This is a genomic window from Brotaphodocola sp. (assembly GCF_983179755.1).
The window spans coordinates 88,046-103,459 of the sequence record NZ_CFAHBC010000007.1 but is presented as its reverse complement, the minus strand read 5'-3'; the positions used below and the strand labels follow the sequence as shown (position 1 = coordinate 103,459).

The window sequence follows — 15,414 nt, the reverse complement described above, 5'->3', positions numbered from 1 at the left end:
TTTTCAGGGTTTTAAACACTGTTCAATCTTTCATTTTCAAGGTTCAGTCTGTTGCTTGTTCTCATCAGCAACTCGTTCATTATATCAGAGCCGTTTGATTTTGTCAAGCACTTTTTTAAAGTTTTTTCGAAGCGTTTCCGCTTCTCTGTTGCTCAACAGCAACTTTGGTGGTTTATCATACCTCGTTATGTTTGTCAACAACTTTTTTACTTTATTTTTTCAAGCTCTTTACCAGCAATTTGCTTTAGAGTGAAAAAAAGAATCATTTGGAATTGAGCGGAGAAAGAGGGATTTGAACCCTCGCGCCGGTTGCCCGACCTACACCCTTAGCAGGGGCGCCTCTTCGGCCTCTTGAGTATTTCTCCGAACTTGTGATTCCATATGATCGCGATTTGAAACGTATTTTGTTGTCAAACGCATGAGTAATTATACTTGATCCATCCGTGTTTGTCAACAGGTATTTTGAAGTTTTTTATTTTTCTTCCAATCTTCTCCCGAAAATTTGCCTTTCTTCCTAATTAAGGCAAAATAAAAAGTTTCAAAAAGCCAAAGAAAAAAACAAGAAATTACAGAAAATACAGAAAAAGAGCCCGGCAAACCGGACTCTTTTCAGAAAATGCCTACCCGTGTACAGTAACGTTTTTATCTCTTACTTTGCATACTGCTTGATCGCAGTCTCATACAGATTGTTTCCCTCCGAGTCAATCACGACGATCACCGGGAAATCGCGAACCTCGAGCTTGCGGATTGCCTCCGTTCCGAGATCATCATATGCAATCACCTCAGAAGACTTGATTCGCTGGGAGAGCAGAGCACCTGCTCCTCCGACTGCGGCAAAATAGACGCTTCCGTTTCTCACCACCGCATCAATGACCGCCTGACTGCGCTTTCCCTTTCCGATCATTGCACCGAGACCGAGATCGAGAAGCTGTGGGGTATACTTGTCCATACGGCTTGCGGTTGTCGGACCTGCCGAGCCGATCGGTCGACCCTCTCTCGCCGGGGACGGTCCCATATAGTAGACCACATTTCCCTTCCAATCAAGCGGAAGTTCCTTTCCCTCTGCGAGCGCCTCATACATTCTCTTGTGGGCAGCATCACGAGCCGTGTAGATCGTTCCGTTCAACAGCACATAGTCTCCTGCACGCAGACTCTTCGCATCTTCTTTACTGATCGGTACCTGAATAGTTCGATTCATCCTTCTCTCCTCCTACAAAACCCGATGAGCATGCCGGTTTACATGACAGCAGATGTTCACTGCCACAGGAAGTCCCGCAATGTGAGTCGGATAGGTTTCAATGTTGACCGCAAGTGCCGTGACCGTACCGCCAAGACCTCCCGGTCCAATTCCGAGCGCATTGATCTTCTCAAGCATCTCTTTCTCGAGATCTCTGACATACGCAACCTGAGAAACCTCCTCAAGGTTTCTCGTGAGCGCATGTTTTGCCATCATCGCGCACTTCTCAAACGTACCGCCAATTCCGACGCCAACGACCATAGGAGGGCAGGCATTCGGACCTGCGTCGCGCACTGCGGTCAGAATCGCCTCCTTCACGCCCTCAATGCCGTCTGCCGGCTTGAGCATGAAGACACGGCTCATATTCTCGCTTCCAAATCCCTTCGGCGCGAGAGTCAAATCAATCTGATCGCCCTCGACAATCTCATAGTGAATGACTGCCGGGGTATTGTCTTTTGTATTTTCGCGCTCAAGCGGATCGCGCACGATGGATTTGCGCAGATATCCGTCTACATATCCATCGTGAACACCCTGATTGATTGCGTCAGTCAGACTTCCGCCCTCCACATGAACATCCTGTCCCACACGCGCAAAGATCACTGCCATTCCCGTATCCTGACAGATCGGAATCATATCCTCGCCCGCGATTTTTAAGTTCTCCTGAAGCTGATTCAAAATCTGTTTTCCGAGAGGGGACTCCTCCTTCTCGACTGCCTGCTCAAAGCGGGCTCTCATATCGTCGGAAAGAAAATGGTTCGCCTCAATGCACATTTCCTTTACCGCCTTGGAGATCTCCTCAGTTCTGACTGTTCTCACCATCATTTCCTCCCGTCTCGAGATTCAACTCCTCAATTCCGTCTCCTTCTGACTTGTTTCCATCGTCGCGCACCTTTGCAATGCTTGCCACGCGAATATCAGAGTCCTGATCAATCGCCATCAGTTTGACACCCGATGTATTTCTTCCGATCACGGAGATGTCGTCCACAGAAATTCTAATCACAATTCCCTCATTCGTGATGATCATCAGATCATGCTCATCCTTTACGATCTTCGCGCCGACAATATCGCCGGTCTTATCCGTAATCTTGTAGCAGAGAACACCCTTTCCGCCACGATTCTGAGCCGTAAACTCGGAAATCTCAGTGCGCTTGCCCATACCATTCTCTGAAACGATCAGCAGATAATCGCCCTGCGTATGCACCTGCATGCCGACAACCTCATCGCCCTCGTTGAGCTTCATACCGATGACACCCATCGAGACACGACCGGTCACACGTACATCCGTCTCATGGAAGCGGATACACTGTCCCTTCTTCGTCACAAGGAAGACGTCCTTCGTGTCATCCGTCGCCTTGACCTCAATCAGATCATCATTCTCGCGAAGGACAATCGCCTGAAGACCGTTCTTTCTGATGTTCTCATACTCGCGCATCGGGGTCTTCTTGACCATACCGTTTTTCGTTGCCATAAAGAGGTACTCGCTCTCATGGAATTCCTTCATCGGGATGATTGCCGTGATCTTCTCCTCCGGCAGAAGCTGAAGCAGGTTCACAATCGCAGTTCCACGCGCAGTTCGGCTTCCCTCCGGGATCGCATATCCCTTGAGGCGATAAACACGTCCGCGGTTCGTGAAGAACAGAATGTAATTGTGCGTCTTCGTCAACAGCAGATCCTCAATGTAATCCTCATCAATCGTCTGCATTCCGCGGATTCCCTTTCCACCACGGTTCTGACTGCGGAAATTATCCACACTCATGCGCTTAATGTATCCGAGCTTCGTGATTGCGACAACAGTGTTCTCATTCGGGATCAGATCCTCCATCGACATGTCAAACTCGTCAAATCCGATCGAGGTCTTTCTGTCATCGCCGTATTTCTCAGAGATCGCAAGAATCTCCTCGCGGATCACGCCGAGCAGTTTCTTCTCATCTGCGAGGATCGCCCTGAGTTCCTCGATGCGCGCCATCAGCTCGCGATACTCATTCTCAATCTTCTCTCTCTCAAGACCGGTCAACGCACGCAGACGCATATCGATGATCGCCTGAGCCTGAACATCGCTGAGCTCAAATTTCTCCATCAACTGCTGTTTTGCAATCTGAGGAGTCGATGCACTGCGGACAATCTGAATCACCTCATCGATGTGGTCGAGAGCAATCAGCAGACCTTTGAGGATATGAGCGCGCTCCTCCGCCTTATTTAAATCGTATTTGGTACGGCGGGTCACAACATCCTCCTGATGACTCAGATAATAGGTCAGCATCTCCAGAAGATTTAAAACCTTCGGCTGGTTACCCACAAGCGCAAGCATAATCACACCAAACGTATCCTGAAGCTGGGTGTGCTTGAGAAGCTGGTTAAGGACAATGTTCGCATTCGCATCACGGCGAAGCTCAATCACAATCCGCATTCCCTGACGGTCGGACTCATCGCGCAGGTCGGTGATTCCATCCACGCGCTTATCTTTGACAAGCTCCGCAATCTTCTCGATCAGTCTCGCCTTGTTTACGAGGTACGGAAGCTCCGTGACCACGATCCGGCTCTTTCCGTTTGGCATTGTCTCGATGTCGGAGACTGCACGCACACGGATCTTACCGCGTCCGGTACGGTAAGCCTCCTCGATTCCGGCTCTTCCGAGAATCTCCGCTCCGGTCGGGAAATCCGGTCCCTTCACGATGTCGAGAATCTCCTCGATCGAAGTCTCGCGATCCTCCTCAATGCGGTTATCGATGATTTTTACAACAGCAGCAATGACTTCTCTCAGGTTGTGTGGCGGAATGTTCGTTGCCATGCCGACTGCGATTCCGGTCGTTCCGTTTACGAGAAGGTTCGGGAAACGTGCCGGCAGAACAACCGGCTCCTTCTCCGTCTCATCGAAGTTCGGGGCAAAGTCAACAGTGTTCTTTCCGATATCGGCAAGCATCTCCATCGAAATCTTGCTCAGGCGCGCCTCGGTGTAACGCATTGCTGCCGCGCCGTCTCCATCCACAGAACCAAAGTTTCCATGACCGTCCACCAGTGGATAACGGGTCGACCATTCCTGCGCCATGTTGACAAGTGCTCCGTAAATCGAGCTGTCGCCGTGCGGATGATATTTACCCATTGTATCACCGACAATACGCGCACATTTTCTGTGTGGCTTGTCAGGTCCGTTGTTCAATTCAATCATCGAGTAGAGCACACGGCGCTGTACCGGTTTCAGACCATCTCTGACATCCGGAAGCGCACGCGCAGCAATAACACTCATGGCGTAATCGATGTACGATTTTTCCATGGTGGATTTCAAATCTATGTCGTGAACTTTATCAAAAATATTCGGTTCCATCTTTCTCTCCTATCTCTTCGGTATTCCGTTCGTATTTCGATTCACATGCACTTAAATATCCAGATTCTGCACATACTTCGCATTCGTCTCGATAAATTCACGTCTCGGCTCTACCTGATCGCCCATCAGCGTTGTGAAGGTCAGATCCAGCTCGGAGGTCACATCATCCTCCATGTTGACACGGAGAAGAATACGGCGCTCCGGGTCCATTGTCGTCTCCCAGAGCTGTTCGGCATCCATCTCACCAAGACCCTTGTATCGCTGAATCTTGTTGTTGTTATCTCGTCCAACCTCCTTGAGAATCTGGTTGAGCTCCTCATCGCTGTATGCATACCAGACCTTCTTGTTCTTCTCGAGCTTGTATAACGGTGGCTGTGCCAGATAAACATGACCCTGCTTGATTAACTCCGGCATGAAGCGGTAGAGGAAGGTCAACATCAGTGTGCTGATATGAGCACCGTCGACATCGGCATCTGTCATGATGATGATTTTTCCGTAGCGCAGTTTCGTGATATCGAAATCGTCATGGATTCCTGTTCCAAACGCTGTGATCATCGCCTTGATCTCGGCATTTGCATAGACTTTGTCGAGACGAGCCTTCTCGACGTTCAGAATCTTTCCGCGAAGCGGAAGAATCGCCTGCGTATCTCTCGAGCGCGCCGTCTTTGCAGAACCACCTGCGGAATCTCCCTCAACAATGAAGATCTCACACTTCTGCGGATCTTTGTTCGAACAGTCTGCAAGCTTGCCCGGAAGCGTCATACTCTCGAGCGCAGTCTTTCTGCGGGTTAAATCTCTTGCCTTTCTCGCAGCCGCACGAGCGCGCTGGGAAAGAATCGACTTCTCACAGATCGTCTTGGCAGCGGTCGGATTCTGCTCGAGGAAGTAGGTGAGCTGTTCGCTGACAATATTGTCAACAGCGCCTCTCGCCTCACTGTTTCCAAGCTTCTGCTTCGTCTGTCCCTCAAACTGCGGTTCCTCGATCTTGACGCTGATGATCGCGGTCAGACCCTCACGGATGTCCTCTCCGCTCAGATTGTCCTCGCTGTCCTTGAGCAGTTTGTTCTTTCTCGCATAGTCGTTGATCGTCTTTGTCAGAGCGTTTTTCAGACCTGCGAGGTGCGTACCGCCCTCCGGCGTGTTGACATTATTGACAAAGCTGTAAATGTTCTCCGTGTAGGAGTCATTGTGTTGCATTGCAACTTCCACATAGACGTTTTCCTTCGTTCCCTCGCAGTAGATCACGTTCTCGTAGAGAGGAGCTTTTCCCTTGTTGAGATAGGTAACAAACTCACGGATTCCGCCCTCGTAGTGGAAAATCTTCTCCTTTTTCTCCTCGCGGTCATCCTTCAGCACAATTCTCAGATTCTTGGTCAGGAACGCCGTCTCCTGAAGGCGCACGCGAAGAATCTCAAAGTCATAGACCGTCTCCTCAAAGATCTCCGGGTCCGGCAGGAAATGAACCTCTGTGCCGTGTTTGTCCGGATCGCACTCGCCGACAACCTTCAGCGGATACATAACCTTTCCGCGCTCATAACGCTGTTGATAAATCTTTCCGTCCTGGTAAACACGCACTTCCAGCCAGGTCGAAAGTGCATTTACAACGGATGCACCCACGCCATGCAGTCCGCCGGATACCTTGTATCCACCACCGCCGAACTTACCGCCGGCATGAAGAATCGTAAACACGACCTCAACCGCCGGAATTCCGGCCTTCTTCTGAATGCCGACCGGAATTCCGCGGCCATCATCAATGACGGTAATGGAATTATCAGCATTGATGGTAACCTCAATCTTGTCGCAGAAACCGGCTAATGCCTCATCCACCGCGTTATCCACAATCTCGTACACAAGATGGTGAAGACCCCGCGATGAGGTACTGCCGATGTACATTCCAGGTCTCTTCCGGACTGCTTCGAGTCCCTCCAAAATCTGAATTTGATCTGCTCCGTATTCTGCACTCATGTTATGTCCTCCTCATTCTCAATTCCATTCAAATTCCACATAAATCTAAATCTGTATTTCAATTCACATCCCCGGAAACTTTCTCAAACTTTTTCATTCTCACAGGAAACTGTGCCCTCCACAACCTGAAACAGCCGGTCAATGTGGAAACGGTTATTCACAAAATCCTCAAGTCCTGTACAGGTTATCATCGTCTGAATATGACAGATCGCATCGAGAAGCTGATTCTGCCTGCTTCCGTCCAGTTCTGAAAGAACATCATCCAACAGAAGAATCGGATAATCCTTCACCAGTTTTTTCACCAGCTCAATCTCTGCGAGCTTCAGCGAGAGCGCAGCTGTCCTCTGCTGTCCCTGAGAACCAAACTTGCGGATGTCGACATCGTTGACGAAAAATGCAATATCATCCCGGTGCGGACCGGACAGCGTCGTCTTCTGTTTAAGATCCTGCGTTCGGCTCTGGCGAACCGCCGTCTCGAGTTCCTCTGCCCGTGCATTCGGGTCATAGACGATTCTCAAGGTCTCCTTTTCCCCGGACAGCTTTCTATGAATCCCCAAAATCAATTCGTTGAGCTGACAAATGAAATCTTCCCGGTAACGAATCAACTCCTGACCATACTGAACAAGTTGCATATCCCAAACATCAAGCGTCTCCTCGTATTCCGGATGAAACGTAAGCTCCTTGATCAGACGGTTGCGTTGCATCAGAACACGGTTGTATGAGACGAGAGAATGAACATACAGCTTGTTTAACTGGCAGAGTTCGAGATCAATGAATTTTCTGCGCTCAGAAGGTCCATTCTTAATCAGGTTTAAATCCTCCGGGGAGAAAAACACAACATTCACAATTCCAAACAGCTCACTCGCCCTCCGGATCGGGATGCCGTTGATCGCGACACCCTTCGCCTTATTCTTTTTCAAATGCATATCAATCCGGTAAGGCACATCTCGTTTTCTCACTGTCATCTTAATATGAGACTCATCCTCACCGAAGCGGATCATCTCCCGATCCTTACTGCTCCGGTGTGATCTCGTCGTCGCACAGACATAGACCGCCTCAAGGACATTCGTCTTTCCCTGTGCATTGTTGCCGTAGAAAATGTTCGTTCCGGGGGAAAACTCCAGGTGAAGTTCTTCATAGTTCCGATAATTCTTCAGTTCGATGGATTCAATAATCATAATACAATCCGGATGGTCTCTCCCTGATACGTCACGACATCACCGTCACGAAGTTTCTTTCCTCTCTGGTATTCCACATTTCCGTTTACTTTTACCAGACCATCCTCGATCGCATACTTTGCATCGACTCCGGTTTCGCACAGTCCGGCTGCTTTGAGCGCCTGACCAAGTTTGATATACTCATCTCTTAATTTGATTGTCTCCATAATTTTCCTTTCCAGACAGATTTTTCCGTCCTCGTAACGGTAAAGGTACGAAACCGATACCTATTCTCACAAACTATCTGCAAATTATAACAGATCTTTCGCTCTTATGCACCCGTTTCGTGAATTTATTCGTTTCATCCACATCGATGTGGATAAGATGTGCATAACCTTCAAGTCGACGCAAGCATCGACTTGGCGCGTGATTCTGGTCAGCTCTGCTGACATCTTCCCATCAGAATCACTGCGCATCCACGCGGAGCGTATAACTCAGGAGGGGGATACCCCTTCTGAGTTGTAGATATCTATTCGGTCTGTTGACGAAAAAATCTCAACTCCATTATACCTCAGATGCGATAAAGTTTACCGGCAAAATCAAATAAATATAAGTTCCGTCCTCATCCTTGATAAAGCACGGGGACTTCGGATTCATCATGTAGAGTTCGACATCCTCGTCATCGATAACGCGCAGGGCATCGAGAAGAAACTTCGGGTTGAATGCAATCATGATGTCGCTTCCGGTCTTGTGCGCCGTCATATCGGCATTCATCGAACCGAAAGAAGATTTGACTCTCATATTGATGCTGTTGTCTGTAACATTCAGGATGATCGGCTTGCGATCGCTGTCTCGGATCATGATCATCGCACGCTCGATATTGTCCATAAACTCCCTCTTGTTGACCTTCACGCGAGTCTCATAATCGCTGGAAAGCATGTGATCAATCTTGAAGTATTCTCCCTCGATCAGACGGGAAACGACAACGGTATCCCCAAACTCAAACAGAATGTGGTTCTTGCTGAAATAGATCTGAACCTCAGCCTCATTGTCTCCGTTGAGAATTTTACTGATCTCAGAGAGGGTCTTTCCCGGTATGATCACCTTGTGATCTTCATAATGATCTTTAAGGCGAATGTTACGGATCGAGATTCGATGACCGTCAAGAGAGACAACCTTGAATACATCATCCTTTACTTCCATCAGCTCACCAGCCATCATCTTGTTGCTGTCGTTCGGAGAGATAGAAAAAATCGTCTGACGAATTGATTCCTTAAGTGTGAACTGCGTTAAGGAAATGTGCTGATCACGCTCGATGTATGGCAGGTAAGAAAATTCATCTCCATCTCTGCCCTGAATGTGGAAGGATGCATTCTCACACTCGATCGAGGTATTAAAGCGATTGTCGCTTGTGATCGTTACAGGAGAATTGCCGTCAGGGAGCTTTCTGACGATCTCATAAAACAGCTTTGCCTCAAGAGCGATTTTTCCACGCTCGAGGATAGAGCCTTCTACTTTTGTCTCGATTCCGAGTTCCATATCATTTCCGGTCAGCTTAATGTCGTTTGCATCTGCATTGATCAGAATGCATTCCAAGATGGTCATGGTCGTCTTAGATGGGATTGCCTTGGAGACGATGGAGATTCCATTCAGCAGTGCGTCTTTCTGAAAAACGAGTTTCATTGTTGATAACTTCCTTTCTTGGTGATCTAGTAGGGGCGGTCCTTATATATAGAAAGATATAAGTAAGTTTCCGTCGTAGTCGTAGTAGGCGTTGTGGATATGTGGAAAAGTGCCTCAAATCCTTGTGGTTAAAGGAAAATCGATGTGCATAACTATGTGGAAACCATGTAGATAACTTGTGGACTTGTCCACAGTTATCCACAATGAAAAATGTGCAAAAAATCGCGAAAAAGTTATCCACAGAGTATCCACACAATATCCACAAACAATCCACAGAGTTATCCACATCCCATTTTTTTCGATTTTTTCACTATCCACAAGCCATTGTGGATAAAATGTGGATAATGTGGATAAAAAAAAGCATGCTTTTTTACGGATGAATCTTCTTTTTCAAGATGTCAATCGTGTTTTGCAGGCTCTGATTATTTTGCAGATCCTTTGTGATTTTTTCGATTCCGTGAAGAATCGTTGTGTGGTCACGTCCTCCAAGTACCTTTCCGATAACCTGGAGAGGAATTGCGGTCATGTTGCGACACAGGTACATCGCGATCTGACGCGGATAAACGATCTCTTTGTTGCGCTTCTGGGAAAGGATTTCCTGCGGAGTCAGATCAAAATGATCGGCCACAACCTGGAGAATCAGTTCCGGGGTAATGCTCTGCACACCGTCAGGTGATATGATGTCTTTGAGTGCTTCCTCTGCGAGCGCAAGGTTAATCTCCTTATTGGAGCTTCCGTTATTTCCGAGCTTGGAGAGGGCGACAATCTTTGTCAGAGCGCCTTCGAGCTCTCGGATGTTGGATTTGATATTTGTTGCAATGTACTTGATGACCTCGTTGTCGATGTTGTAGCCTTCAAGCTCCTCTTTCTTGCGGAGGATTGCCATACGGGTCTCGTAATCCGGCGACTGGATATCCACAGACAATCCCCATTCAAAACGGGAACGCAGTCGCTCTTCAAGTGTCTCGATCTCTCTCGGCGGTTTATCTGAGGAGATGATAATCTGTTTTTTTGCATCGTGAAGCGCGTTGAATGTGTGGAAAAACTCCTCCTGCGTGCTCTCTTTTCCTATAATAAACTGAATATCATCGATCAGAAGCACATCGATGCTCCGGTACTTCTCGCGGAACTCGGTTGTGGAATAGTTGTTTTTGTTTCGGATTGCATCGATCAGTTCGTTCGTGAACTTCTCGGAGGTCACGTACATGATCTTGGTGTTTGGGTTATTCTTCAAAATAAAGTTTGCGATCGAGTGCATCAGATGCGTTTTGCCGAGTCCAACACCTCCATAAATGAAAAGAGGGTTGTAGATCTCTCCCGGGGATTCTGCAACGGCAAGGGATGCCGCGTGTGCTAAGCTGTTGTTAGCGCCGACAACGAAGGTGTCAAAGGTGTACTTCGGGTTCAGACCGGCTTCCTGAAGTGTCGTCTGGCTGACCATGAGCTGATTGTTCTGAATCAGCTGGTTTGCCTTGAGCTGTTCTTCCTGAATCTGATCTTTCACAACGAAATCAACCTTGCATTTGAATCCCGTGACTTCTCCGATGGAGACCGCCAGCATCGTGCTGTATTTCTTTTTGAGATACCCAAGGAAATTGGCATCCGGTACGATGAGCTTGACTACCGATTCGTCCTCAATAGAGTAAATCTCGAGCGGGAGAAGCCATGTCTCAACGGAGACCTCGGAAATATCGTACTCATTTTTCAGAAAGTGGATAATTTCCGGCCATTTTTCTTTTAGTGTTTCTAACATACCATGTCTCCTAATTCTGTTCAAGTCTCCACAAGTGCTGCCTGCAATTCGGAAATTGCCAGATGGCTGATCCTGTGGTACAATCAATAACATCCGTATAAATATAGTCATAGAAAAACGCTATAAAATAAGAAGATACTCGATCGTCCACTCAATAGGATACACAGTGACTTGAATCGTTACATCGTGATAAATAAATGATGCCAGGGAGAATGTCCCCGACATGATAAAGGTGGTAACTGCAAATCTGTGGGGCAGTTACGAGAGTGTGGACCAGAGTTGAAAAAATGTGGATAACTCTGTGGATATCTTTGTGGATAATCCTCGGAGCTCGCATAGATAGCGGACAAATTAAACAAGACTTTGTTTGTGGATAACTCTGGACAAATTGTGGATACTTATAAGAACCCAATCTACTATTATTGTATACCAAAATGGGGTTTTTTTCAACGGGAATAGTAAAAACGGGGAGGTTTTCTGCGGATTATCAACAGAGTTATCCACATCTTGTGGATAACTCATCCACAAACAACTATATCCTGTTTTTTGTCGGATTTATCCCCAAAATGTAGAATCTGTGCGAAGAAAGGGAAGATCCTGTCGCAGACGAGGAGGTTATCCACATTGAGAGTGGTTGAAAACCATTGTGCATAAGTGGATAACTCCGCAGGGATTCTGCTTAAAAGTTGTCATATGGTTGTCGTATTGGTCAGAGGGGATAGAAATGGCACTGTATGGAATAATAATAAGGAACAGGGAAGAAGAATGAAGAATCCGTTCTGGGGATCACCCTCATAAAACCAGGTAGAACAATTGGGAATAAAACAATAATGGAAAACACTCGAAAACACAAGAAAATACTTGACGAAGTGGGGGCTTTTCATTATAATTGAAACGATGTCAATTAAAATAGTCGTAATGTGTTCATCAGATAAGAGAGAATAAGAGGAGGTGCTGCGATATGAAAATGACTTTCCAGCCGAAGAACAGACAGAGATCGAAAGTTCATGGCTTCAGAGCCAGAATGAGTACTCCGGGCGGTAGAAAAGTACTTGCTGCTAGAAGAGCTAAGGGCAGAGCAAAATTATCAGCTTAATGAACGAAGGTCACAAGAAATTGTGGCCTTTTTCTTAAATTTAGGGATAATATGAAGAGATTTCCAAGTATCAGAAAAAATAGGGATTTTCAGACGGTATACCGGACGGGAAAATCCTGTGCCAACAGACAGTTGGTGATGTATGTAAAGCGGACGGAGGAGCCGGCAACCAGAATCGGAATTTCCGTCAGCAAGAAAGTCGGAAACAGTGTGGTGAGACATCATATCACCCGTCTGGTGCGGGAGAGTTTCCGTCTTCACATGGACATGTTGGAGACTGGTTGTGACATCGTCGTGGTGGCGAGAGCTGCTGCAAAGGACTCAGATTATAAAACCATTGAGCGTGCATTTATGCACCTGTGCGGACTTCATAACATTGTAAGAGAATCGAAGTGAGAACATGATTAAAAAAATCTTGATTTTAATGATTCGGGGGTACCAGATTTTCCTCTCCCCGCTGAAAGTAAGAACTCACTGTATTTACACGCCGACGTGTTCTCAATACGCCATTGAGGCACTCACCAGGTACGGTGTGGTGAAAGGACTATGGTTGGCCACGAAGAGGATACTGCGGTGTCATCCGTGGGCAGAAGGCGGTTATGATCCAGTTCCGTAGCTTATGAGGAGGTAACAGATTGGAATACTTGGCATTGACAAAGACCGGGGGATTTTTCTTGTTCGCGTGGATTGTAGAGATCATGGGCTACATCATGAGCGCGCTGTTCAAGTTCACAAGCCTGTTCGGTGTTCAGAACATTGGCTTGTCGATCATTTTATTTACACTGGTCGTTAAGGTCCTGATGTTCCCGCTGACCATCAAACAGCAGAAGGCGTCCAAGCTGATGGCTGTGATGCAACCGGAGATTCAGGCGATTCAGAATAAGTATAAGGGAAAAACAGACAATGACTCCATGATGAAGATGAATGTGGAGACAAAGGCTGTTTACGAGAAATACGGCACTTCCATGACAGGCGGATGCTTACAGCTGGTAATCCAGTTGCCGATCCTTCTGGCACTGTACCGGGTAATCTACAACATCCCGGCATATGTAGGTTCTGTAAAGACACACTTCATGAACATTGTTTTCGCGCTGACCGGAGCGGCAAGTGCGACTGACCTTGCAGACGGAGCAGGAGCTTCCCTTCTTCAGTTTGCAACTGAGCATGGTGTGAACTTAAAGGGTATGAATGCCATCGGTGATCTGACCGGAGTGACCGGAACGGCGCTTGGCAACAAGATGGTGGACATCCTTTACAAGATGAACCCAAGCCAGTGGGGCGATCTGGCAGGCGCATTCCCGAATGCGGCAGACGTCATTCATGAAAATTATAAAGTTATTGAGGGTATGAACTCCTTCCTCGGAATCAATCTGGCAGCACAGCCGTTTGACGGAAGCTTTGTTCCGAATCTGGCATGGCTGATCCCGATTCTGGCAGGTCTGAGCCAGTACCTGAGCACGAAGCTGATGATGAACACGAACCCGTCTTCCGCAGGGGATGAGAATCAGGCAGCACAGATGATGAAGAGCATGAATGTAACCATGCCTCTGATGTCTGTCTTCTTCTGCTTCACCTTCCCGGCAGCAGTTGGTATCTACTGGGTAGCCAGCAGTGTGTTCCAGATTCTTCAGCAGTTAATCGTAAACAAGTACTTAAACAGCATGGATCTCGATCAGCTGATCGCAGAGAATGTTGCAAAGGCAAACAAGAAGCGTGAGAAGAAGGGTCTTCCGCCACAGCAGATCACTCAGAATGCAACTGCAAAGTTAAAGAACATGCAGATTGAGGCTGAGAAGGAAGAGAAGAAGCGTGCGGAGAAGCTCGAGAAGAATGATGAGCTGGTAAAAGAGTCCACTGCTTATTACAATAAGGATGCAAAGCCTGGCAGTCTTGCGTCAAAGGCTGGAATGGTTGCGAAGTACAACGAGAAACACAATAATAAATAAGGGGGAGGGACACAATGGAGGAGAAGATTACGGTTTCTGCCAAGACCTTGGATGAGGCGATCACAAAGGCGCTGATCGAATTGCAGACGACGAGTGATCATCTTGACTATGAGGTGGTTCAGAAAGAAAGCTCAGGTCTTCTTGGCTTATTTGCAAAACCCTGTGTGATTCGCGCCAGAGTGATGAGCGAGGCGGAAGAACAGACCCTGAAAGAAGAGAAGGCAAAAGCGATCAAGGCGGCTCAGATTGCCGAGGAGGAAGCCCAGAAGGCAAAAGAAGCGAGAGAGGCACAGCAGAGAGAGCTGAAAGCAAAAGTGCAGACCGAACGGCAGATCGCAAAGCCGGCAGTATCAGAGAAAAAGGAGAATGTCGAGGTTACGGCAGAGCCGGAAAACTCTGAGAAGCCGGAGCAGGCAGAGTCTGAGAAGAAGACAAAGGCGTCTGCAAAGATCGATGAGGTAGCTGTCAAGACGGCGGCGAAAAATTTCCTGAGTCAGGTTTTTGATGCGATGGAAATGGAAGTTTCTGTTGAGGCAGAGTACGATCCGTCTGAGCGCGAGCTTCGCGTGATGATGGAGGGAGGAGATATGGGAATCCTGATCGGAAAGCGCGGTCAGACCCTTGACTCTTTGCAATATCTCGTAAGCCTTGTCGTAAACCGGGAGACCGAAGGATATCTGCGCGTGAAGCTGGATACCGAGAACTACCGGGAGCGCAGAAAGGAAACGCTTGAGACACTTGCCAAGAATATTTCTTATAAGGTAAAGCGGACGAAGCATCCGGTTGCACTCGAGCCGATGAATCCGTATGAGCGCAGAATCATCCATTCCGCTCTTCAGAATGATCGCTATGTGGTGACGCGAAGCGAGGGAGAAGATCCTTACCGCCATGTTGTGATTTCTCTGAAGAAGGAAGTTCCTTACAGTGGAAATGCAACCCGTAAAGATCGTTATCCGTCACGCCGTGACAAGAATGGAGCGGAGATGGCAGATGGCAAGAAGGGCGGAAAGAAGTCTTATCGCTCTCGCAATCGTTCTGCACAGAACCATGTACCGGGTGCAAAAAATGCACAGGATGCACAGAGTCTGAGCGTGCAGAGTGAGAAGATCGGAGAGCAGGTTGTTTCTACGGAGGAAGTTGTTCTTGTGAAGACGGAGACCACGGTTGTGGAAACGATCACAACGGGTTCTGAGACAACAGAATCATAGGATACTTAAAAAACATCAGACGGTTTTTGGAAAAAACGGGGGTGTCT

The 15,414-nt window shown here is 47.6% G+C and carries 12 protein-coding genes, 1 tRNA gene and 1 pseudogene; 5 read left to right on the top strand and 9 right to left on the bottom strand.

From position 1 onward, the window contains the following. Window positions 1-277: 277 nt before the first annotated feature. The 9 genes from AC4EVX_RS04910 to dnaA form a co-directional block, all read right to left on the bottom strand. Window positions 278-365, bottom strand: a tRNA-Ser gene (locus tag AC4EVX_RS04910). A 284-nt stretch (window positions 366-649) separates the two neighbouring features. Beyond that, window positions 650-1,198 carry a Fe-S-containing hydro-lyase gene (locus AC4EVX_RS04905; protein ID WP_308451041.1) on the bottom strand — a complete coding sequence of 183 codons (549 nt, stop codon included), beginning with the start codon at window positions 1,196-1,198 and terminating at the stop codon, window positions 650-652. Window positions 1,199-1,210: 12 nt separating this feature from the next. Further along, window positions 1,211-2,056: a fumarate hydratase gene (locus AC4EVX_RS04900; protein ID WP_177977303.1), complete on the bottom strand. Its 846-nt coding sequence runs from the start codon at window positions 2,054-2,056 to the stop codon at window positions 1,211-1,213. Further along, window positions 2,034-4,559: a DNA gyrase subunit A gene (gene gyrA / locus AC4EVX_RS04895; RefSeq protein WP_177977300.1), complete on the bottom strand. Its 2,526-nt coding sequence runs from the start codon at window positions 4,557-4,559 to the stop codon at window positions 2,034-2,036. Before gyrA ends, AC4EVX_RS04900 begins: the two co-directional genes overlap by 23 nt. A 51-nt stretch (window positions 4,560-4,610) precedes the next feature. Then, the gene (gene gyrB, locus AC4EVX_RS04890; protein WP_490159694.1) at window positions 4,611-6,524 is read right to left on the bottom strand and encodes a DNA topoisomerase (ATP-hydrolyzing) subunit B; all 1,914 of its coding nucleotides are present in this window, start codon (window positions 6,522-6,524) and stop codon (window positions 4,611-4,613) included. 83 nt (window positions 6,525-6,607) lie between these two features. Next, window positions 6,608-7,702, bottom strand: coding sequence for a DNA replication/repair protein RecF (gene recF, locus AC4EVX_RS04885; protein ID WP_490159693.1), 1,095 nt, complete (start codon window positions 7,700-7,702; stop codon window positions 6,608-6,610). Continuing rightward, window positions 7,699-7,908 (bottom strand): RNA-binding S4 domain-containing protein, encoded by a 210-nt coding sequence (locus tag AC4EVX_RS04880; protein ID WP_177977297.1) that lies wholly within the window; start codon window positions 7,906-7,908, stop codon window positions 7,699-7,701. The genes recF and AC4EVX_RS04880 overlap by 4 nt, the downstream gene beginning before the upstream one ends. A 337-nt stretch (window positions 7,909-8,245) precedes the next feature. Next, entirely contained in the window at window positions 8,246-9,364 is a 1,119-nt protein-coding gene (gene dnaN, locus AC4EVX_RS04875) for a DNA polymerase III subunit beta (protein ID WP_177977296.1), read from the bottom strand. 370 nt (window positions 9,365-9,734) lie between these two features. Continuing rightward, window positions 9,735-11,117, bottom strand: a complete 1,383-nt coding sequence (gene dnaA, locus AC4EVX_RS04870) for a chromosomal replication initiator protein DnaA (protein ID WP_177977295.1) — start codon at window positions 11,115-11,117, stop codon at window positions 9,735-9,737. Between the two features lie 961 nt (window positions 11,118-12,078). Here dnaA and rpmH point away from each other — a divergent pair. The 5 genes and pseudogenes from rpmH to jag all read left to right on the top strand — a co-directional run. Beyond that, entirely contained in the window at window positions 12,079-12,213 is a 135-nt protein-coding gene (gene rpmH / locus AC4EVX_RS04865; RefSeq protein WP_118532075.1) for a 50S ribosomal protein L34, read from the top strand. A 51-nt stretch (window positions 12,214-12,264) separates the two neighbouring features. After that, a complete protein-coding gene (gene rnpA / locus AC4EVX_RS04860) occupies window positions 12,265-12,609 on the top strand; it encodes a ribonuclease P protein component (RefSeq protein ID WP_177977294.1) in 345 nt (114 codons plus the stop codon). 4 nt (window positions 12,610-12,613) lie between these two features. Then, window positions 12,614-12,829: a membrane protein insertion efficiency factor YidD gene (yidD, locus tag AC4EVX_RS04855; protein WP_177977293.1), complete on the top strand. Its 216-nt coding sequence runs from the start codon at window positions 12,614-12,616 to the stop codon at window positions 12,827-12,829. A 19-nt stretch (window positions 12,830-12,848) separates the two neighbouring features. Further along, window positions 12,849-14,159, top strand: coding sequence for a YidC/Oxa1 family membrane protein insertase (locus AC4EVX_RS04850; protein WP_490159692.1), 1,311 nt, complete (start codon window positions 12,849-12,851; stop codon window positions 14,157-14,159). Between the two features lie 14 nt (window positions 14,160-14,173). Further along, window positions 14,174-15,238 (top strand): annotated as a pseudogene (gene jag / locus AC4EVX_RS04845) (RNA-binding cell elongation regulator Jag/EloR); the annotation flags it as partial. Between the last annotated feature and the right edge of the window lie 176 nt (window positions 15,239-15,414).

Excerpts from the sequence above, each read along its gene's own strand:
- AC4EVX_RS04905 (WP_308451041.1), bottom strand. The coding sequence starts at position 1,198 with ATGAATCGAACTATTCAGGTACCGATCAGTAAAGAAGATGCGAAGAGT.
- AC4EVX_RS04900 (WP_177977303.1), bottom strand. The coding sequence starts at position 2,056 with ATGGTGAGAACAGTCAGAACTGAGGAGATCTCCAAGGCGGTAAAGGAA.
- gyrA (WP_177977300.1), bottom strand. The coding sequence starts at position 4,559 with ATGGAACCGAATATTTTTGATAAAGTTCACGACATAGATTTGAAATCC.
- gyrB (WP_490159694.1), bottom strand. The coding sequence starts at position 6,524 with ATGAGTGCAGAATACGGAGCAGATCAAATTCAGATTTTGGAGGGACTC.
- recF (WP_490159693.1), bottom strand. The coding sequence starts at position 7,702 with ATGATTATTGAATCCATCGAACTGAAGAATTATCGGAACTATGAAGAA.
- AC4EVX_RS04880 (WP_177977297.1), bottom strand. The coding sequence starts at position 7,908 with ATGGAGACAATCAAATTAAGAGATGAGTATATCAAACTTGGTCAGGCG.
- dnaN (WP_177977296.1), bottom strand. The coding sequence starts at position 9,364 with ATGAAACTCGTTTTTCAGAAAGACGCACTGCTGAATGGAATCTCCATC.
- dnaA (WP_177977295.1), bottom strand. The coding sequence starts at position 11,117 with ATGTTAGAAACACTAAAAGAAAAATGGCCGGAAATTATCCACTTTCTG.
- rpmH (WP_118532075.1), top strand. The coding sequence starts at position 12,079 with ATGAAAATGACTTTCCAGCCGAAGAACAGACAGAGATCGAAAGTTCAT.
- rnpA (WP_177977294.1), top strand. The coding sequence starts at position 12,265 with ATGAAGAGATTTCCAAGTATCAGAAAAAATAGGGATTTTCAGACGGTA.
- yidD (WP_177977293.1), top strand. The coding sequence starts at position 12,614 with ATGATTAAAAAAATCTTGATTTTAATGATTCGGGGGTACCAGATTTTC.